Origin of the sequence: Kineosphaera limosa NBRC 100340, assembly GCF_000298215.1 — a bacterium.
GTDB classification, from domain to species: Bacteria; Actinomycetota; Actinomycetes; order Actinomycetales; family Dermatophilaceae; genus Kineosphaera; species Kineosphaera limosa.
The window spans coordinates 20405-37297 of the sequence record NZ_BAHD01000067.1 but is presented as its reverse complement, the minus strand read 5'-3'; the positions used below and the strand labels follow the sequence as shown (position 1 = coordinate 37297).

At 71.0% G+C, this 16893-nt stretch carries 14 protein-coding genes; 9 read left to right on the top strand and 5 right to left on the bottom strand.

What is annotated here, in order from left to right; translation table 11 throughout:
- Positions 1 to 472: 472 nt before the first annotated feature.
- From KILIM_RS25125 to KILIM_RS16960, 4 genes are all read left to right on the top strand, one after another.
- Positions 473 to 607: a hypothetical protein gene (locus KILIM_RS25125; protein WP_255247683.1), complete on the top strand. Its 135-nt coding sequence runs from the start codon at positions 473 to 475 to the stop codon at positions 605 to 607.
- 160 nt (positions 608 to 767) lie between these two features.
- The gene (locus KILIM_RS22665; RefSeq protein ID WP_157551788.1) at positions 768 to 3641 is read left to right on the top strand and encodes an HD domain-containing phosphohydrolase; all 2874 of its coding nucleotides are present in this window, start codon (positions 768 to 770) and stop codon (positions 3639 to 3641) included.
- Positions 3642 to 3648: 7 nt separating this feature from the next.
- The gene (locus tag KILIM_RS16965; RefSeq protein ID WP_006593962.1) at positions 3649 to 4938 is read left to right on the top strand and encodes a nucleotide sugar dehydrogenase; all 1290 of its coding nucleotides are present in this window, start codon (positions 3649 to 3651) and stop codon (positions 4936 to 4938) included.
- Between the two features lie 8 nt (positions 4939 to 4946).
- Positions 4947 to 6239 (top strand): CoA transferase, encoded by a 1293-nt coding sequence (locus tag KILIM_RS16960; RefSeq protein WP_006593961.1) that lies wholly within the window; start codon positions 4947 to 4949, stop codon positions 6237 to 6239.
- Between the two features lie 17 nt (positions 6240 to 6256).
- On the opposite strand, the gene KILIM_RS22660 is transcribed toward KILIM_RS16960, so the two are convergent.
- Both KILIM_RS22660 and wecB read right to left on the bottom strand, forming a co-directional pair.
- Positions 6257 to 6760 carry a hypothetical protein gene (locus KILIM_RS22660; protein ID WP_006593960.1) on the bottom strand — a complete coding sequence of 168 codons (504 nt, stop codon included), beginning with the start codon at positions 6758 to 6760 and terminating at the stop codon, positions 6257 to 6259.
- Between the two features lie 153 nt (positions 6761 to 6913).
- Entirely contained in the window at positions 6914 to 7981 is a 1068-nt protein-coding gene (gene wecB, locus KILIM_RS16950) for a non-hydrolyzing UDP-N-acetylglucosamine 2-epimerase (RefSeq protein WP_006593959.1), read from the bottom strand.
- A 196-nt stretch (positions 7982 to 8177) separates the two neighbouring features.
- Here wecB and KILIM_RS16945 point away from each other — a divergent pair, with 196 nt between their 5' ends.
- The 3 genes from KILIM_RS16945 to KILIM_RS16935 all read left to right on the top strand — a co-directional run bounded on the left by KILIM_RS16945 (position 8178) and on the right by KILIM_RS16935 (position 11781).
- On the top strand, positions 8178 to 9275 hold the full coding sequence (locus tag KILIM_RS16945; RefSeq protein WP_006593958.1) for a DegT/DnrJ/EryC1/StrS family aminotransferase: 1098 nt from the start codon (positions 8178 to 8180) through the stop codon (positions 9273 to 9275).
- Entirely contained in the window at positions 9275 to 10264 is a 990-nt protein-coding gene (locus KILIM_RS16940; RefSeq protein WP_006593957.1) for a Gfo/Idh/MocA family protein, read from the top strand. Before KILIM_RS16945 ends, KILIM_RS16940 begins: the two co-directional genes overlap by 1 nt.
- Positions 10265 to 10464: 200 nt before the next feature.
- On the top strand, positions 10465 to 11781 hold the full coding sequence (locus KILIM_RS16935; protein WP_051988855.1) for a SpoIID/LytB domain-containing protein: 1317 nt from the start codon (positions 10465 to 10467) through the stop codon (positions 11779 to 11781).
- On the opposite strand, the gene KILIM_RS16930 is transcribed toward KILIM_RS16935, so the two are convergent.
- Complete coding sequence (locus KILIM_RS16930; RefSeq protein ID WP_006593955.1) at positions 11778 to 12416, bottom strand: CoA transferase subunit B; 639 nt, start codon at positions 12414 to 12416, stop codon at positions 11778 to 11780. The genes KILIM_RS16935 and KILIM_RS16930 overlap by 4 nt on opposite strands.
- Positions 12417 to 12429: 13 nt before the next feature.
- Complete coding sequence (locus tag KILIM_RS16925) at positions 12430 to 13239, bottom strand: CoA transferase subunit A (protein ID WP_006593954.1); 810 nt, start codon at positions 13237 to 13239, stop codon at positions 12430 to 12432.
- 159 nt (positions 13240 to 13398) lie between these two features.
- On the opposite strand from KILIM_RS16925, the gene KILIM_RS16920 reads away from it, so the two are divergent.
- Positions 13399 to 15006, top strand: coding sequence for a peptidoglycan-binding domain-containing protein (locus KILIM_RS16920; protein WP_006593953.1), 1608 nt, complete (start codon positions 13399 to 13401; stop codon positions 15004 to 15006).
- Between the two features lie 28 nt (positions 15007 to 15034).
- On the opposite strand, the gene KILIM_RS16915 is transcribed toward KILIM_RS16920, so the two are convergent.
- Complete coding sequence (locus tag KILIM_RS16915) at positions 15035 to 15784, bottom strand: TIGR03089 family protein (RefSeq protein WP_006593952.1); 750 nt, start codon at positions 15782 to 15784, stop codon at positions 15035 to 15037.
- Between the two features lie 111 nt (positions 15785 to 15895).
- Here KILIM_RS16915 and KILIM_RS16910 point away from each other — a divergent pair, with 111 nt between their 5' ends.
- The gene (locus KILIM_RS16910) at positions 15896 to 16876 is read left to right on the top strand and encodes a DNA-3-methyladenine glycosylase family protein (protein ID WP_157551787.1); all 981 of its coding nucleotides are present in this window, start codon (positions 15896 to 15898) and stop codon (positions 16874 to 16876) included.
- Positions 16877 to 16893: the final 17 nt, after the last annotated feature.

Below are 16893 nucleotides of genomic sequence, written 5' to 3'. Positions count from 1 at the left end.
GACGCAACCGGCCCGACGCCTGCTGGCCACCTGTAGTTCACGCGTTGGTTCACCCACGCCTGAGCGCGCCGCGACGCGGGTGCTCGGTGAACCTCGATCGCCCCCGCAGCCGCCGGCCGCAAACTTCGTCGAAGCGGTGTTTCGGTGTGCCGTGGTATAGCCATCGCTATACCAATTCAAGACCCGAAGCATGGAGACGTGCGTCTCATCTCGAGTAAGTCGGACGTCCATTTAGAAGTGACAGGATGTTGTGTGCAGAGACAATTTCGGGGCAATTCGGCCCGGAGTTCTTAGATCTAACCAAATTTGGTTCAAGAATTAGTAAAGGTGTTGGTCTTTCGTTCGGGACGGGTGCAACGATGGTCTCGACGGACGGCACAGGGGAGACGAGAGTCGTTGTCGTTCGGTCAAGTTCAGACTTCCGGACCCATGCCGCTAATGCGGGTTCGAGACCGATCAATAGGAGTTAGTGATGAACGACACCCGTATCCAGACCATGACCAACGGCGCCGCTCGCACCTGGTGGTGGCACCCCCGCCCCGTGGCGTCCGCGGAGCTGAACTCTTCGGCTGGTACGTGGTGGTGGCACCCGCGCCCGGTCGCCTGACGCGAGCACTCTGCCGACCGCTGCTGCCGTCATCCGGCGCGCGCCTCACGGCGGATCTTTGCGGCGCGCCGGCCTACGGCTGATGCCGGCCGGGGATATGGGCCCGTACCTGCGAGCGCAGGTGCGGGCCCATATCTGTTGCGGCACTTAACCTGGCTTCGTGAACAGCACGCCGTTGTCGCCGACGGGCCCTGCCCAGGGCCCCGGGCGGCTGCGCTTGATGCCGGCCTATCTGGCCCTCGTGGGGCTGGCTGCGCCGTCGCTGCTGGTGCTCACCTGGTGGGTGCATCGGCCGGGGTTGGCGGAGTTGCCGGGCCTGCTGGTGCTGCTGGCGCTGGGGGCCGCCAGCGCGCGGCTGCGTGACGTCGAGGGCGAGGCGCAGATCGACCTGTCCTTCACGGCGGCCATCCTGCTGGCGGCCATCCCGATGAGCGGCCCGTTCGGGGCCGCGATCCTCGGGGCGCTCATCCCACTCCTGGATGTGCGCCCGGTGCCCACCGTGGCCCGGCTCTTCAACAGTGCGATGACCTGTCTGGTCGGGGGCCTGAGCGGGCTCAGCTATCTGGCGTTCGGCGGCTGGGTGCCGGTGCCGGCGGGGGCCGACGGTCGCGAACTTCTGATGCATGTCGCCGTGCCTCTCGTTGGCGCCGACATCGTGCTGTGTCTCATCAACGCCGCGCTTGTCGGGGTGATGATCTGGCTGCATGAGGAGCCGGGTTGGCGGCTGTTGCTCGAGCCCTTCTTGGCGACCCTTCCGGTCTACCTCGGATACGCGCTGACGGCCTTTTTGTTCGTGGTGCTCTGGGAGCAGGTCGGCCTCGGCGCGTTGGCTGCGGCGTTCATCGTTGCGCCACTGCTTCTGGCACGTTGGGCATACGTCCAGTACATCGCCGAATCCCGATCGAGGCAGCGAATTATCGACGCGCTGGCGGCCGCGGGGCATTCGCCGGCGGGCGCGGAGCGCAGGGCCCGGCGAATCGAGGCGATCCTGCGGATATTCGAGCCGGGTCTAGAACTGTCGCGGCGCGCCGCCAACGCGGTTCGCTATGGCGCACTGCTGCACGACATCGGCATGGTCGCCATTCCGCGGGAGACCGACCGCCGGCAGGCCGGCGAGTTGACCGCCGCGGACCTGCGGATCCTGCGTTCCCATCCGGTGACCGGGCAACAGGTTCTGCACGACATCGGATTTCTGCGCGATGCGGCGGCGGCCGTGCGCCACCACCACGAGCGGTGGGACGGGACCGGATATCCGGACGGCCTGGCGGGCCCGGCGATCCCGCTGCCGGCCCGGGTGCTGGCCATCGTCGACGCCTTCGAGGCGCGCGCCTGGCGAGACTCCGGGCCGACGCGCCCGGTGCAGTGGCAAGCGGCGCTCGACGAACTGCGTCGGCGCAGCGGTAGCGACTTCGATCCTGCGCTCGTGCAGACTTTCGAGCGGCTCATCACCGACTCGCCCGATGGCAGCCTCGATGTGCCCGATCGCGCCGACCCGCAGGCGCAGGAGCCTGCGACCGCGCCGCTGCGGGCGCGCCGGGGCGCGGGCAAGAGGTTGCGGCACGCAGATCCCCTGGTCGGCGACGCGATCGCCCTGGCCCAGCAGCGCGGCATCCTGCCGCCGGCCGGCCGCCACGCCGATCAGGCCCCGCCCGCCCCGACCCGGGTGCCGGCGGCGATCAGCGGCCGCTGGCTGTTCGCCTGGCTCGGTCTGCTCTTCCTCGGCGTGCTCTTCGTGGAGAGCGACCGGGCGGCGTTCCCCGCACCCGAGCACGCGACTCTCATCATCTTTTTCGCGACGTTGGTGCTCACCGAGCGCTTCCGCATCCAGTTGCTGTGGCGGCTGCCGACGGCACCGACGGCGGCCGCGGCCGGCATCGCCTTCGCCATGACCACGGGCCTGCCCGACCACGACGCGCTCGGCATCGCGACGTGGCAGATCGTCGGGGTGGTCGTCGCCGCCCAACTCCTCGACTGGTTCACCGCCCGTCGACACGGCTCGCCCACCGAACGCCGCGAAGCCGCGGCCGACGCGGTGATCCGCACCGGCTCGGTGACGATCGTCAGTGTGCTCGTGCGGGACGTGCCCTGGCCCGGGGGACCCCTCGCCCAGCAGCTGTTGGGGTGGCCGCAGTGGCTCCAAGCGATCCTGCTGACGATCATCGTGTGCCTGGTGCTGCTGGCGGAGTCGCCGGCGCGGGTCTGGGCGCGCTCGCGTGGCGAACGCCTGGCCTGGGCTCGGGAGACGACCGCGGAGATCAGCGTCGGCGCGGGCCTGGGCATCGCGATCGCGGCCACGGCGGTCGTGCTGGCCATGGCCGAGCGGGTGTTGGGGCTGGCCGCCATCCCCCTGCTGCTCGTGCCCCTGTCGGTCAGTCAGCTGGCGTTCGGTCGGTACCTGCAGACCCGGCACACCTATCGGCAGATCGTGCGGGCGTTGTCCCGGCTGCCCGAACTGGCGGGGCGGGTGCCGGCCGGGCACGCGGAGGCGGTGGCCGCCGTCGCGGTCGGCATCGGGGTGCGACTGGGTTTGCGGGAGCGGGAGTTGGCCGCCCTGGAGTCGGCCGCGATGCTGCACGACACGGGGCAGTTGGGGCTGACCCGGCCGTTGCCGCGCGGGGCCACGGTGCTTGCCGCCCCCAGCGACCAGGAGCACATCGCGCGACAAGGGGCGCGCATCGTCGACTACACGGGCACGTTCAGCGACGTTGCCGACATCGTGCGACACCAGGCGGTGCCCTATCACCGGGTCATCGGGGCACGGATCGGGCTGCCGCTGGGGGCCCGCATCGTCAAAGTCGCCAACGCCTATGTCGACTATCTGGGGGAGGAGGCGCGCGACCCCGCGCAGGCGATCGAGCGGCTCTACCTGGGGCTGGGGCACGAATTCGACCCCCGCGTGGTGCGCGCCTGCGAGGCTCTGATGCTGGAGGGCGAACAGGCCTGGGGGTCGCCCGCGGCCGTGCCGAGCGCAGATCGAGTGCTGCGAGGCTCTAGGCTTTCGGCCGGGATACCCCGTTCCGCCCAACCCAAGTGAGGACTCCTTGAATATCACCGTCGTCGGACTCGGCAAGATCGGCCTGCCCTTGGCGGTGCAGTTCGCGAGCAAGGGACACCACGTCTTCGGGGCGGATGTCAATCCCGCCGTCGTCGAGCAGGTCAACGCCGGCCAGGAGCCCTTCCCCGGCGAGGCGCACCTGGCCGAGAAGCTCGCCGAACTCGTACCGGCCGGCTACCTGGAGGCGACCACCGACACGGCCGCGGCGGTGGCACAGTCCGATGCCGTCGTGGTCGTCGTGCCGCTGTTCGTCGACGCCGAGGGCATCCCCGACTTCGGCTGGATGACGGATGCGACCAAGGACATCGCCCGCGGCCTGACCAAGGACACCCTCGTCTCCTACGAGACGACGCTGCCGGTCGGCACGACTCGGGAGCGCTGGCTGCCCCTCCTGGAGGAGGGCTCGGGCCTGACCCAGGGGCAGGACTTCCACCTCGTGTTCTCGCCCGAGCGGGTGCTGACCGGGCGGGTCTTCGCGGACCTGCGCAAGTACCCCAAGCTCATCGGCGGGCTCTCACGGGAGGGGGCCGCCCAGGCGAAGGAGTTCTACGAGGCGGTTCTGGACTTCGACGAGCGCCCCGACCTGGTGCGCGGCAACGGTGTGTGGGATCTGGGGTCGGCCGAGGCCGCCGAGATGGCCAAGCTCGCCGAGACCACCTACCGCGACGTCAACATCGGCCTGGCGAACCAGTTCGGGGCGTTCGCGGCGGCCAACGGCATCGACGTCTACCAGGTCATCGAGGCCAGCAACTCCCAGCCGTACAGCCACATCCACCGTCCCGGCATCGCCGTCGGCGGCCACTGCATCCCCGTCTACCCGCGCCTGTACCTGTGGAACGACCCCGACGCAACGGTCGTGCGCGCTGCCCGCGAGGCCAACGCGGCGATGCCGAGCTACACGGTGGGCCTGGCCCAGGGGGCGCTCGGTGACCTGGCCGGCAAGCGGGTCGCAGTGCTCGGCGCCTCCTACCGCGGCGGGGTCAAGGAGACCGCGTTCTCCGGGGTCTTCCCGACGGTCCAGGCGCTGCGCGACCTCGGCGCTCAGGCCTTCGTGCACGACCCGATGTACAGCGACGACGAGCTCGGCGCGTTCGGTTTCGACGCCTACCACCTCGGCGACGAGGCCGACGTCGCGATCCTGCAGGCCGACCACGCAGAGTACAAAGAGCTGTCGGCCACCGACCTGCCGGGCGTGCAGCTCGTCGTCGACGGCCGCCGGGTGCTCGACCCCGCCCGTTTCGAGGGCGTGGCCTTCCGCACGGTGGGCAAGGCCTGAGCGGGCCGTTGCCGGTAGCCGACGGGCGGCGCTGGTGGAGATGCGCACTCGACGCCCAGGGGCTCGCCTGGTCCGCCGTCGATGAGGCGGTCAAAGCCGTCGCGCGGCTGGGCGCGGCGCGCGGGCGGCAGCTCGTCGCCGACACCACCCCCGAGCTCGTGGCGGCCTCGTTCGCGGCGATGGAGCATCTGCAGATCGACGGGCGCGGTACGCGCGGCTGGGCTCCGCTGTCGGGCTTCGTCGCCGCGCGCGACGGGTGGGTGCGTCTGCACGCCAACTATCCCCATCACGCGGCGGCACTGACCGCCGCATTGGGATTGCCCACCGCCTCGGGGGAGGCCGACCGTGCCGCGTTGGAGGAGGTGATCGGGCGGCTCGCCGCCGCAGACGTCGAGACCCGGGTGCGCGCGGCCGGCGGTATCGCCGTCGCTGTGCGCACCCGGGCGGAGTGGGCCGAGCAGGCGCACGGAGCGGCGAGTGCCGGCGACCCTTGGGTGCGTGTCGACCTCGGGGCGCCGCGCCCGGCGCTGGCACCGGCGCCGGCCGGTGACCTGCCGTTGGCAGGGGTGCGGGTGCTCGACCTGACCCGGGTCATCGCCGGTCCGACCTGCTCGCAGCTGCTGGCCTGCCTGGGCGCCGACGTGCTGCGCATCGACTCGCCGCACCGGCCCGAGCTGCTCGATCAGTACCTGTCCAACGGCATGGGAAAGCGGTCCACTGTGCTGGACCTGCAATCGAGCGGCGCAGTGCCAAGCGAGCGGCTGCTGCACGAGGGGCTGCTGCCTGCCGCGGATGTCGTATTGCTGGGTTACCGGCCGGGGTCGCTGGACCGCTTCGGCCTGGACCCCGAGGAGCTGCGTCGCCGCTATCCCCGGCTCGTCGTCGCCTCGCTGTCGGCCTGGGGTGAGAGCGGCCCGTGGGCACGTCGCCCCGGCTTCGACTCCATCGTGCAGGCCGCCTCTGGCATCGCCACCAGCTGCGGCGACGGCGACGAGCCCGGCGCGCTGCCGGTGCAAGCGCTCGATCACGCCAGCGGCTACGTTCTCGCCGCTCGCGTACTCGATCTACTCGCCCAGGCCCGTGCCGGGCTCGTGCGGATCAGCCTGCTCGGTGCCGCCCGTACCTTGCTGGCCATGCCACCCCCGCCACCTGCGGCACCGGTCCCCATGACGGTGCCGCAGGTGGCCCTGTCCAGCCCCCACGGGAGTCTCGTCGCCGTGCCACCCCCCATACGTGTGGACGCGACGACGATCGAGCGACCCATCTCCGGTTACGGCGCCGCCGAACCGACGTGGCTTTGACCCCCTGGAGCTGCGGTTTACGTGTTGGCGGTCTGCTTGGCGCCGGGGACAGCGCAGCCGGTCAAGCGCTGCTTGCCGATGGTCAGGGTCGCCCGCTGACCGGTGTTCTGGCCCGCGGTGTCCTTGCACTGGCCGGCGCGCACGACGAGAGCGATGGTGCGGCCCTTGGAGCGGCCGGTGAACTCGACGCCCTTGGCAAACGCGGAACGCTTGACCTTGATCGGCCCGTTGATGCCGCGCAGCGCCTTGCTGTTGCCCTCGACGCGCAGCACCCCGCGGTCGACCACGGCCCGCCACGTGTTGCCGTATGCGGTGAACGCCGTGCCGGGCTTGCTGGGCGCCGGCTTGGGGCGGGGCTTGCTCGGGGTCGGCTTGCCACCGAGGACGCTCTTGGCGGCCACCGTGGCGCCGGTCGGAGCCTGGGTCGGTGCAGCCGACGCCATGCCCGCCATTCCCGTGCCCGCCACAGCCAGCGAGCCGGCCAGAACTGCGGTTGCGATGCTGCGGGTCTTCATCGTCATCGTGCCTCTTTCGGTCTTGGCTGCGCCGCGACCCCCTGATGTGTCGAGCGCATGACCATGACGTTAGGCAGCGGTTCTCACCAGGCCGTCACGCCTTCTTCACAGGCTCATCACGACGTGGCGGAGCGTCTTCGCGACCGCAGATCGGCCGCCTCAGCGGGCGTGTTCGCGCAGCACGGAGGCAACGGTGTCGGCGGCGTGGCCGTCGCCGTAGGGGGTGCCTTTGTCGCCCGTCGGCCGCTCCCGCACTGCAACGTCACGCAACTGTGTGAGGTCGTTGTCGAGGATGTTCCAGCCGCCCTCCAACGTCTCGACCCACTCGGTCTCCGGGCGGATCGTCGTGCACGGGGTGTCGAGCAGGAAGGCCTCCTTCTGCAGGCCGCCGGAGTCGGTGACGACCCCGGCGGCGCCCATGACGGCCCGCACCATCTGGGGGTAGGCGAAGGGCGCCGTCTGGTGCAGGTTTCCGCCGGTCAGCTCGATGCCGTGGGCGGCGGCCTTGGCCACCAGGCGCGGGTGCGCGAGCAGCAACACGGGGGTCGACAGGTCGCGCATCGCCTCGACGATCGCGCGTAGCCGCTGCGGTGTGTCGGTGTTGTCGGGGCGGTGGATCGTGGCCAACAGGTACGGGGCGTGGGCGTCCATGGAGTCCGGCAGTTCGATGGGGGTGTCGGCGACCCCGTCACGGACGAGCAGGCAGACGTCGGTCATGACGTCGCCGACGAGCACCGACCGCTGCGCCAGGCCCTCGGTCGCCAGGTGGTCCATGGCGACCTGCGTCGGGGCCAGCAGGATGTCGGAGGCGTGGTCGGTGAGTACCCGGTTGTGCTCCTCGGGCATGCGGCGGTTGAACGAGCGCAGCCCGGCCTCGAGGTGGGCCACCGGCAGGTGCATCTTCACGGCAGCGACGGCAGCGGCCAGCGTCGAGTTGGTGTCGCCGTACACGAGCACCCAGTCGGGCCGGTGCTCCTCCAGCACGGGGTCCAGGCCGGTCAGCATCGCGCCGGTCTGCACGCCGTGGCTGCCCGAGCCGACGCCCAGGTGTACGTCCGGGGCGGGGATCTTGAGGTCCTCGAAGAACACATCGCTCATCGCGGCGTCGTAGTGCTGCCCGGTGTGCACGATGACGTGCTCGATGTCGCCGGTGCGGGCGAGTGCCTGGGCCACCGGGCCGAGCTTGACGAACTGGGGGCGGGCGCCGACGACGCTGAGGACCTTCACGGGTGGCCTTTCGTTTGCGAGTGGTCATTCGTTTGCCAGGAGTCGCGCGACATCGAGGGTCGTGCGGGCTTGTGCCGGGGGGTCGCGCGATAGTCTGCTGCAGGGGTCTGCACGTGCTTGACCCGCAGACATTCTCACGTACCGCGACGAGGTGTGCCGCGACGACGTGCGCTCACCTGAAGGGACACTACGAGGCATGAACGATTTCATCCCACCCGCCAAGCCGCTCATCGGTGAGGAGGAGCGTGCCGCGGTCGACCGCGTGCTGCGCAGCGGGATGCTGGCGCAGGGCCCGGAGGTCAAGGCGTTCGAGGAGGAGTTCGCGGCGCACTTCGGCCTGGGGCGCGAGTGCGTCGCGGTCAACTCGGGCACCTCCGGCCAGCACCTGGGCCTGCTCTCCAGCGGTGTCAAGGCCGGTGACGAGGTGATCGTGCCGTCGTTCACCTTCGCGGCGACCGCCAACTCGGTGGCGCTGACCGGTGCGACCCCGGTGTTCGCCGACATCGCCGCCGACTCCTTCTGCCTGGACCCCGCGGCGGTCGAGGCGGTCGTCACCGAGCGCACCGTCGGCATCATGCCGGTGCACCTGTACGGGCACCCCGCCGACATGCCGGGCTTGGGCGCGGTCGCCGACAAGCACGGGCTGCAGTTGTTCGAAGATGCGGCGCAGGCGCACGGTGCTTCGCTGAACGGCACTCCGGTGGGTGCCTTCGGCTCGTTCGCGATGTTCTCGCTGTACCCCACGAAGAACATGACCTCCGGCGAGGGCGGCATGGTCTCGTGCGCCACGGGCGACATCGCCCGGCTCATGCGGCTCTACCGCAACCAGGGGATGGAAAAGCAGTACCACAACGAGGTCGTCGGCTTTAACAACCGGATGACCGACATCCACGCTGCCATCGGGCGCGAGCAGCTCAAGAAGGTCGGGGCGTGGACGGCCAAGCGGCAGGAGAATGCGGCGTTCTTGTCGGCCAACCTGGAGGGGGTCACGACCCCGCCGGTCGCCGACGGTGCGGTGCACGTCTACCACCAGTACACGATCCGGGTGCCGCAGGACCGCGACGGCTTCGCGGCGGCGCTGCGCGAGCAGTACAACGTCGGCTCGGGCATGTTCTACCCGGTGCCCAACCACCGGTTGGCGCCGTTCGCCGGCCGCACCCGCGACGAAGACCTGCCGCAGACCGAGCAGGCGGCCCGGGAGTGCCTGTCGCTGCCGGTGCACCCCTCGCTGACGACCGGTGACCTCGAGCGGATCGTCGCGGCGGTCAACGCGCTGGCGAAGGCGGGTGCGTGATGACGACGCTGCGCGCCGGCCTCATCGGCCTGGGCATGATGGGCCGCCACCACGGGCGGGTGCTGGCCGGGCTGCCGGGGGTCGAGCTCGTAGCCGTCGCCGACGCCTCGGGGGAGGACCCGCACGGCGTCGCCAAGGGGCGGCCGCTGTGCTCCACCATCGAGGAGTTGCTGGAGCACAAGCTCGACTACTGCATGGTCGCGGTGCCGACGATCTACCACGAGCCGGTGGCCCTGGCCCTGGCGAACGCCGGGGTGCACGCGATGATCGAGAAGCCGCTGGCGCAGGACACGCCGGCGGCCCAGCTCATCGCCGACGCCTTCGAGCAGGCCGGACTCGTCGGGGCGGTCGGGCACATCGAGCGCTACAACCCGGCGCTGCAGCAGGCCCGCCGCAGGCTGGAGGAGGGCGACCTCGGCGACGTGTACCAGATCGTCACCCGCCGCCAGGGTCCGTTCCCGGCGCGCATCGCCGACGTCGGGGTCGTCAAGGACCTCGCGACGCACGACATCGACCTCACCTCGTGGGTGCGCCAGCAACCGTTCACGTCGGTCGCGGCCCGTACGGCCTATCGCAGCGGCCGCGAGTACGAGGACCTGGTCTCGATCACCGGCCAACTCGCCGACGGCACGGTGACCAGCCACCTCGTGAACTGGCTCTCGCCGTTCAAGGAGCGGGTCACGATCATCACGGGCGAGAAGGGGGCCTTCGTCGCCGACACCCTCACCGCGGACCTGACCTTCCACGCCAACGGCTCGGTGAAGACGACGTGGAGCGATATCGCGCGCTTCCGCGGCGTCTCGGAGGGGGACGTCATTCGATATGCGATCCCCAAGCGCGAGCCGCTGCAGGTCGAGCACGAGAACTTCCGCGACGCGGTGCTGGGCAAGGAGGCGGACATCGTGACCCTCGCTCAGGGGCTGGCGACTGTGCGCGTGGCCGAGGCCGCCATCGAGTCGGCGCGGACGGGGCAGACACAACAGCTCTAAGCGGCTGTCCAGGCTGCCCCCAGGGGGCGTTCATGCAACGGGAGTCGTTGCGGCACTGACCAACTGGACGTGAGCTCGGCCACCTGCGTCCGGGCAGAAAATGTCACGTTTGCGTCAAGACGGACACGGGCGCGGTCGATGGGGAGGCCATGAGCCCGCGCCCCAACGCCGCTTCCCGCACCCCTCGATCCTCCCGTGCAGTGCACCGCTCTGCCGGCCGCCCCGGGTACCGCACCGGCCGTCGGCTGGCCGCCGCGGCGGCGGCGACGGCGATCGCGGCGACCGGCACGATCGGCGGTATCGCGCTCGCGCCGTCGGCGCAGGCAGCCGAGGAGGTCGTGCAGCGGCCGGAGTCGGGGTCGTTCACCCTGGCGGGCCGCGGCTTCGGTCACGGGCGGGGCATGAGTCAGTGGGGCGCCTACGGGGCGGCGGACGCGGGCCTGGCGTGGGCCCAGATCCTCGACTTCTACTACCCGGGCACGACCCGCACGTCGGTCGGCAACTCGACCATCCGGGTGCACATCACGGCCGACAAGGACGGTGACACGACGGTGCTGCCGGCGCCGGGTCTGTCGGTGACGCACGGCCGCACGGTCACGGCCCTGCCGACGGGCCCGAACTACACGGCGTGGCGGGCCGTGCGCTACCCCAACGGCATCACCTTGCAGTACCGCGACGCGGCGGGCACGTGGAAGGCGCAGCGCAGCTTCCGCGGCGCGGCCGGCGGGGTGTTGGTCTTCCGCACGAACAGTGGTGTCGTGCGCCTCGCCCTGCCCAACGGCACGAGCCAGGATCTGCGCGGCAACGTCTTCGCGACGATGTCGGGCACCTCGATGATCACGGTGCTCAACACGCCGATGGAGACCTACCTGCGGGGCGTCGTGCCGAGCGAGATGCCGACGTCTTGGCACATCGAAGCGTTGGGGGCCCAGTCGGTCGCGGCCCGCACCTACGCGGCGGCCTACCGCGACCGGCAGCGGGCCCGCGGCGCGCTGTGGGACATCTGCGACACGATCTCCTGCCAGGTCTTCAAGGGGACCGCGACGTACAACCGCGCCGGCGTGCGCACCACCCAGGAGTACGAGCGCACCGACCGGGCCATCGCGGCCACCAGCGGCACCGTGATGCGGGCCGGCAAGGCGGCCAACTCGCCGTTCGCGTTCGCGGAGTATTCGGCGAGCAACGGCGGCTTCACGGTCGCGGCCGGCCCGTACTACCAGGTCGCCAAGGCCGACCCCTACGACGGTCGCATGCGCAACCCGAACACGGCCTGGAACGCGGTGGCGCCGGTGGCGCGACTGGAGAAGGAGTTCGGGCTGGGGCGCCTCGTCGACGTGCGGGTGCTCAAGCGCGACGGCCGCGGCGCCCTCGGTGGCCGCGTGCAGGAGATGCAGCTGACCGGTACGAGCCGCACCGTCACCGTCTCCGGTACCAAGATGCGTCAGGTGCTCAAGCTGCGTTCCGACTGGTTCGTCGTCACGCCCACCCCGCCGGTGTCGACCACCGCGCGCCGCTAAGCCAACGCCACCTTCAGCGGGGCGCCGGTCTTCTCGCGGACCTCGTCCTCGGTGACGCCCTCGGCCAGCTCGCGCAGCACGAAACCGTCGTCGGTGACGTCGATGACGGCCAGGTCGGTGATGATGCGCTGCACCACACCCTTGCCGGTCAGCGGCAACTCGCACTCGCCGAGCAGCTTGTGGTCACCGTTCTTGGCGACGTGCTCCATGAGCACGATGACCTTGCGGGCGCCGTGCACGAGGTCCATCGCGCCGCCCATGCCCTTGACCATCTTGCCGGGGATCATCCAGTTGGCGATGTCGCCGTTCTGGCTCACCTGCATCGCCCCGAGGATTGCGGCGTCAACCTTGCCGGAGCGGATCATGCCGAAGCTCGTGGCCGAGTCGAAGAAGCTCGCGCCGCGGCGGACCGTCACGGTTTCCTTGCCGGCGTTGATGAGGTCGGCGTCCTCGTCGCCCTCGATGGGGTAGGCGCCGACGCCCAGGATGCCGTTCTCGGACTGCAGGACCAGCTCGACGTCGTCGGGAACGTAGTTGGGGACGAGCGTCGGCAGACCGATGCCGAGGTTGACGTAGTCGCCGTCCTTGAGCTCGGTTGCCGCGCGCGCGGCCATCTGCTCGCGTGTCAGTGCCATGTCAGACCATCCCTCACTTCGCCGAGAACTTGACTTCGTCGTGGCGCGCATCTTCGGCCGGGCGCACGGTGCGCCGTTCGATGCGCTTGTCGTGCGCCTGCTCGGGCGTCAGCGGCACCACACGCTGCACGAAGATGCCGGGGAGGTGAACCTCGTCGGGGTCGATCTCGCCGGGGTCGAAGAGGTGCTCGACCTCCGCGATCGTCACCTTGCCGCACATCGCGGCGGGCGGGTTGAAGTTGCGGGCGGCCTGGCGGAACACGAGGTTGCCGTGCCGGTCGCCCTTCCAGGCGCGCACGACACCGAAGTCGCAGCGCAGCGCCTCCTCGAGGACGAACTCCTTCTCCTCGCCGTCGACGGTGAAGGTGCGGGTCGGCTTGGCCTCCGAGGCCTTGGCGATATTGCCTTCGCTGTCGTACTTCAGCGGCAGGCCGCCTTCGGCGATCTGGGTGCCGGAGCCGGTGAGGGTGTAGAAGCCGCCGAGGCCCGCGCCCCCGGCGCGCATCTTCTCGGCGAGGGTGCCCTGCGGGGTGAGGTGCACCTCCAACTCACCGCCGAGGTACTGGCGGGCGAACTCTTTGTTCTCGCCGACGTAGCTGGCGATCATCTTCGAGATCCGCTGGTCAGCGAGCAGAATCCCCAAGCCCCAGTCATCGATCCCGCAGTTGTTCGAGGCGACCGTCAGGTCACTCACACCGCGTTCGTGGATGGCTTGGATGAGCACGCTGGGGATCCCGCAGATCCCAAAGCCCCCCACCGCGAGGGACGCTCCGTCTGCGATATCGGCGACCGCTTCGGCGGCGCTAGCAACGACCTTGTCCATGCTTGGACTCTAACGAACTGGTCAGGAAAGCGTACGGCGACTCAACGAACGCGGTGTAGCTGCCGATGGGAGCACCGGTCCCCGGAGCACACCGGCCGCTGTCCCCGCACTGTGGCGGGCGAGGTGCTTCACCCCGTCGTCCCACGAGGTGTACCCCGCATGTCGAACCGCGCAATCCGCCGCGCCGCAATCGTGTTGATCGCGTCCGCCACCGCCTTCGGCCCCCTGGCTGTCGCGATGGCGCCCAGCGCGGCCGCCGACACCGTCTCCCCATCCTCGATGCCGGACGAGGGAGACATCGGCGCCGTCGTGCGGCAGGCCGACGCCGCCGACCGGGCCGCGGGGCTGACGCATTCGCACTCGCCCTCGTTCTCCGCGCAGAAGACCGCGCCGCAGGCCGGCGGGCAGCTGTCCGCCGCGCGCTCGGCGATGAGGGTGGCCGCGCTCACCGGTCCGGTCGCGACTCGCGCGTTGCCGGCGATGCTCGATGCCCGGCCCAGCTACATCGGGCAGAACTCCTGCGATCCGGTCGACAAGCCTGGTGCCGTCGCGTTCCGCGAGCTCATGGTGTCGAACTACGGCGTCGGACGCGCCGGCATCTCCCGCCTGTGCAACGCCAGCCAGAGCGAGCACATGGAGGGCCGCGCGATCGACTGGATGCTGGACTCGACCAAGCCCGACGAACTGGCCGTCGGCAACGCCGCCACCGAGTGGCTGAGCGCCAACAACGGGGAGAACGCCCGCCGGCTCGGCGTGATGTACCTCATCTGGAACCGGCAGATGTGGCGCGCCTACGCTCCGGAGCGGGGCTGGCAGACCTACACCGGTGCGAACCCGCACACCGACCACATCCACGTGTCCCTGACGTGGGACGGCGCGATGAAGCGCACCTCGTGGTGGACCGGCTCGGCCGTCACCGCCTCCGACCTTGGACCGTGCCGGGTGTACGCGAGCTCGCCCGCGCCGATCTACACGGGACGGCGCACCGGCTCCTGCCCGACGACGGTGCCCGCCCCCAACTCCAGCTACCCGGTGTTCCAGCCGGGGCAGAAGCACGCGTCGATCGCCGTGGCGCAGCGGGTGCTGGGCATCACCGCCGACGGCGACTTCGGCATGGGCACCCGTCGGGCGGTGCTGGCCTACCAGGGCAACGAGGGCCTACCTCGCACCGGCGTGCTCGACAAGGCGACGTGGGCGCGGCTGGTGCCGTCGTCTGTCAACGCGACGCCGACGACGACTCCCAATACCTCGACGCCGCCCAGCAGCGCGCCCCCCGGCAGCGCGCCGGAGCCGACCGTGACACAGCCGCCCACGCGGGGTCTCCCGGCGTCCGTGACGAACCGGTATACGCCGTACAAGAACCTGCGGTTCGGTCTCGGGGCCAAGGGCACCCCGGTGCGGGTCGTGCAGAAGGGGCTGAAGGTCCAGTCGACGGGCACGTTCGACGCCCGCACCCGCACGGCGCTGATGGCGTTCCAGCGGTCCTGGCGACTGCCGGCGACGGGCCGCACGGACCTCAAGACGTGGAACCGGCTCGAGCTCGCGCAGTTCCCGTGGCTGGGCTACCAGTCGACGACGGTGCGGCCGGGTCAGACGGGGCGGGCCGTCACGTCGCTGCAGCAGGCGCTGCGGCTGCGCGCCGATGGGCAGTTCGGCCCGCAGACGCGGTCCGCCGTCATGACGGTGCAGGCACGCTATGGCCTGCAGCCCACCGGCATCGTCGACCCGACGACCTGGCGCGCCGTCATCGCCCAGGCGCCGAGGTAAGCCACTCGGGAGGCGAGGCTGCGTAGCCTCAGTCGGCAGCGACGATGCGGGTGATCTGCTCGGTGGCGACGAGCCGTTCGGTGACGGCGCCGTCGACGACGGCCGAGGAGCCCTGGGCGCCGGGCTGGGCGCGCACCACGACGACCGATCCGCCTCCGGACCAGGCGGTCAGGGCGGCCTGGAGGGCGAGGGCTTGGTCGTGCGGGGCGAGCAGCAGCACCCGCTCGGGTCGCGCTGTGGTCGCGCCGACGAGGTCTTCGAAGGTGGTGACCTGCCCGCCTGCCATGACGGCGGGGTCGGCGGGGTCGGGTTCCTCGTCGACGTCCAGGTGGTCGCCGTAGGTGGCCAGGATCGCGGCCTCGTCGAGGGCCGCGGAGTCGAGCGCTCCGGGAAAGCTGCGGGAGAGGGCCTGCAGGGTGACGCCGACAACGAGAGGCCGGGCGTCACGGCCGAGGGACTGCGGAGAGTCGGTGACGACGACGTCGGCCTCCTGGCCCGAGCCGCGCAGGCACAGGGTCGCGCCGACCGCCCAGGTGGCCAGGGCCCAGTAGGCGGCGCGCCAGTGCCCGGCGGGCAGGTCGAGGCGCACCTTGGTGCCGGGGGCTGCGTCGGCCTCCTCGATCAGCAGGTTGGCGGCCTTGGCGACCCAGTTGCTCAGCACCTTGCCGGACAGCTCGATGCGTTCGGCCCCGTCGTAGTGCGTCAGCCGAGGGGCGGTGGCCGCGGGACCGGAGGCGAGGGTTTCGAGCAGTTCCGGCAACGTCGTCGCGCTCGTCATGGCCCCAGGGTAGGTGGCGCGGTTACGGGTTGGCAGTCCGGTCGCGCGGTGTTGTCAGCCTGGTCGCGGCGCCGTGTGGGCGTTGTCGGCGCGGGCGCTTATGGTCGCGGGGTGAGCGCAGGCGAACACGACGCGACGGCGTCTGCCGAGTGCGTCGACGTCGAACCACTGCGGCTTGGTGACGTCGACGTGATCGCCACCTGGTCGGCGTTGCGCCGAGGCGGCGGCGACCCGACGTTCGCTCGCCGCGGCCGGGTGGTGATCAAGGCGTGGGGGACCCCGACCGGGCCCCTGACGATGCGAGTGGCCCAGCCCGCCCCGGGCGAGCCGGTGGTGGTGCGAGCGTGGGGACCGGGAGCGCAGTGGCTGACGGCCTCGCCGGAGCGGCTGCCGGCGATGTGCGGCGGCCTGGACGATCCGTCGGGATTCGTGCCGGAGCACGAGGTGCTGCGCCGGGCGACCGACCGCTGGCCGGGCGTGCGGGTGCCCGCCACAGGACTGGTCATCGAGGCACTGGTGCCCTCGATCATCGAGCAACGGGTGACTGGTGCGGAGGCGTTCACCTCCTACCGCCGGCTGGTGCGTCGGTACGGGCAGCCGGCGCCGGGTCCAGCCGGCCGGCCGGGCGTCGCGGGGGAGCGGCCGCTCATGGCGCCGCCGACGGCGCGGGAGTGGGCGTTGATCCCGTCGTGGGAGTGGCTGCGGGCGGGTGTCGATTCGCAGCGGTCGGACACCGTGATGCGTGCCCTGCGGGTGGCCGGCAGCCTGGAGCGCTGCGTGGGGCTGCCGTCGGCGCAGGCCAGGGCGCGGCTCATGGCGGTGCCCGGGGTCGGGGTGTGGACGGCAGCGGAGGTCGCCCACATCGCGCTCGGGGACGCGGACGCGGTGAGCTTCGGCGACTACCACGTGGCCCGGAACATCGGTGTGGCCCTCACGGGGGAGCCGGTGGACGACGAGGAGTTGGCCGTGTTGTTGCGCCCCTACGTCGGTCACCGCTACCGGGTGCAGCGCTACGTGGAACTGCTCGGCATCGCCCCCGAGCGCCACGGCGCCCGCCGCTCCCTGCCGACGCACCTGCCGACCCGCTGGTAGGAGCGCGCTGCCCCCGC

Bases quoted from the DNA above. Each gene is read 5' to 3' on its own strand.
- KILIM_RS25125 (WP_255247683.1), top strand. From the start codon at position 473: ATGAACGACACCCGTATCCAGACCATGACCAACGGCGCCGCTCGCACC.
- KILIM_RS22660 (WP_006593960.1), bottom strand. From the start codon at position 6,760: ATGACGATGAAGACCCGCAGCATCGCAACCGCAGTTCTGGCCGGCTCG.
- KILIM_RS16945 (WP_006593958.1), top strand. From the start codon at position 8,178: ATGAACGATTTCATCCCACCCGCCAAGCCGCTCATCGGTGAGGAGGAG.
- KILIM_RS16940 (WP_006593957.1), top strand. From the start codon at position 9,275: ATGACGACGCTGCGCGCCGGCCTCATCGGCCTGGGCATGATGGGCCGC.
- KILIM_RS16930 (WP_006593955.1), bottom strand. From the start codon at position 12,416: ATGGCACTGACACGCGAGCAGATGGCCGCGCGCGCGGCAACCGAGCTC.
- KILIM_RS16925 (WP_006593954.1), bottom strand. From the start codon at position 13,239: ATGGACAAGGTCGTTGCTAGCGCCGCCGAAGCGGTCGCCGATATCGCA.
- KILIM_RS16920 (WP_006593953.1), top strand. From the start codon at position 13,399: ATGTCGAACCGCGCAATCCGCCGCGCCGCAATCGTGTTGATCGCGTCC.
- KILIM_RS16915 (WP_006593952.1), bottom strand. From the start codon at position 15,784: ATGACGAGCGCGACGACGTTGCCGGAACTGCTCGAAACCCTCGCCTCC.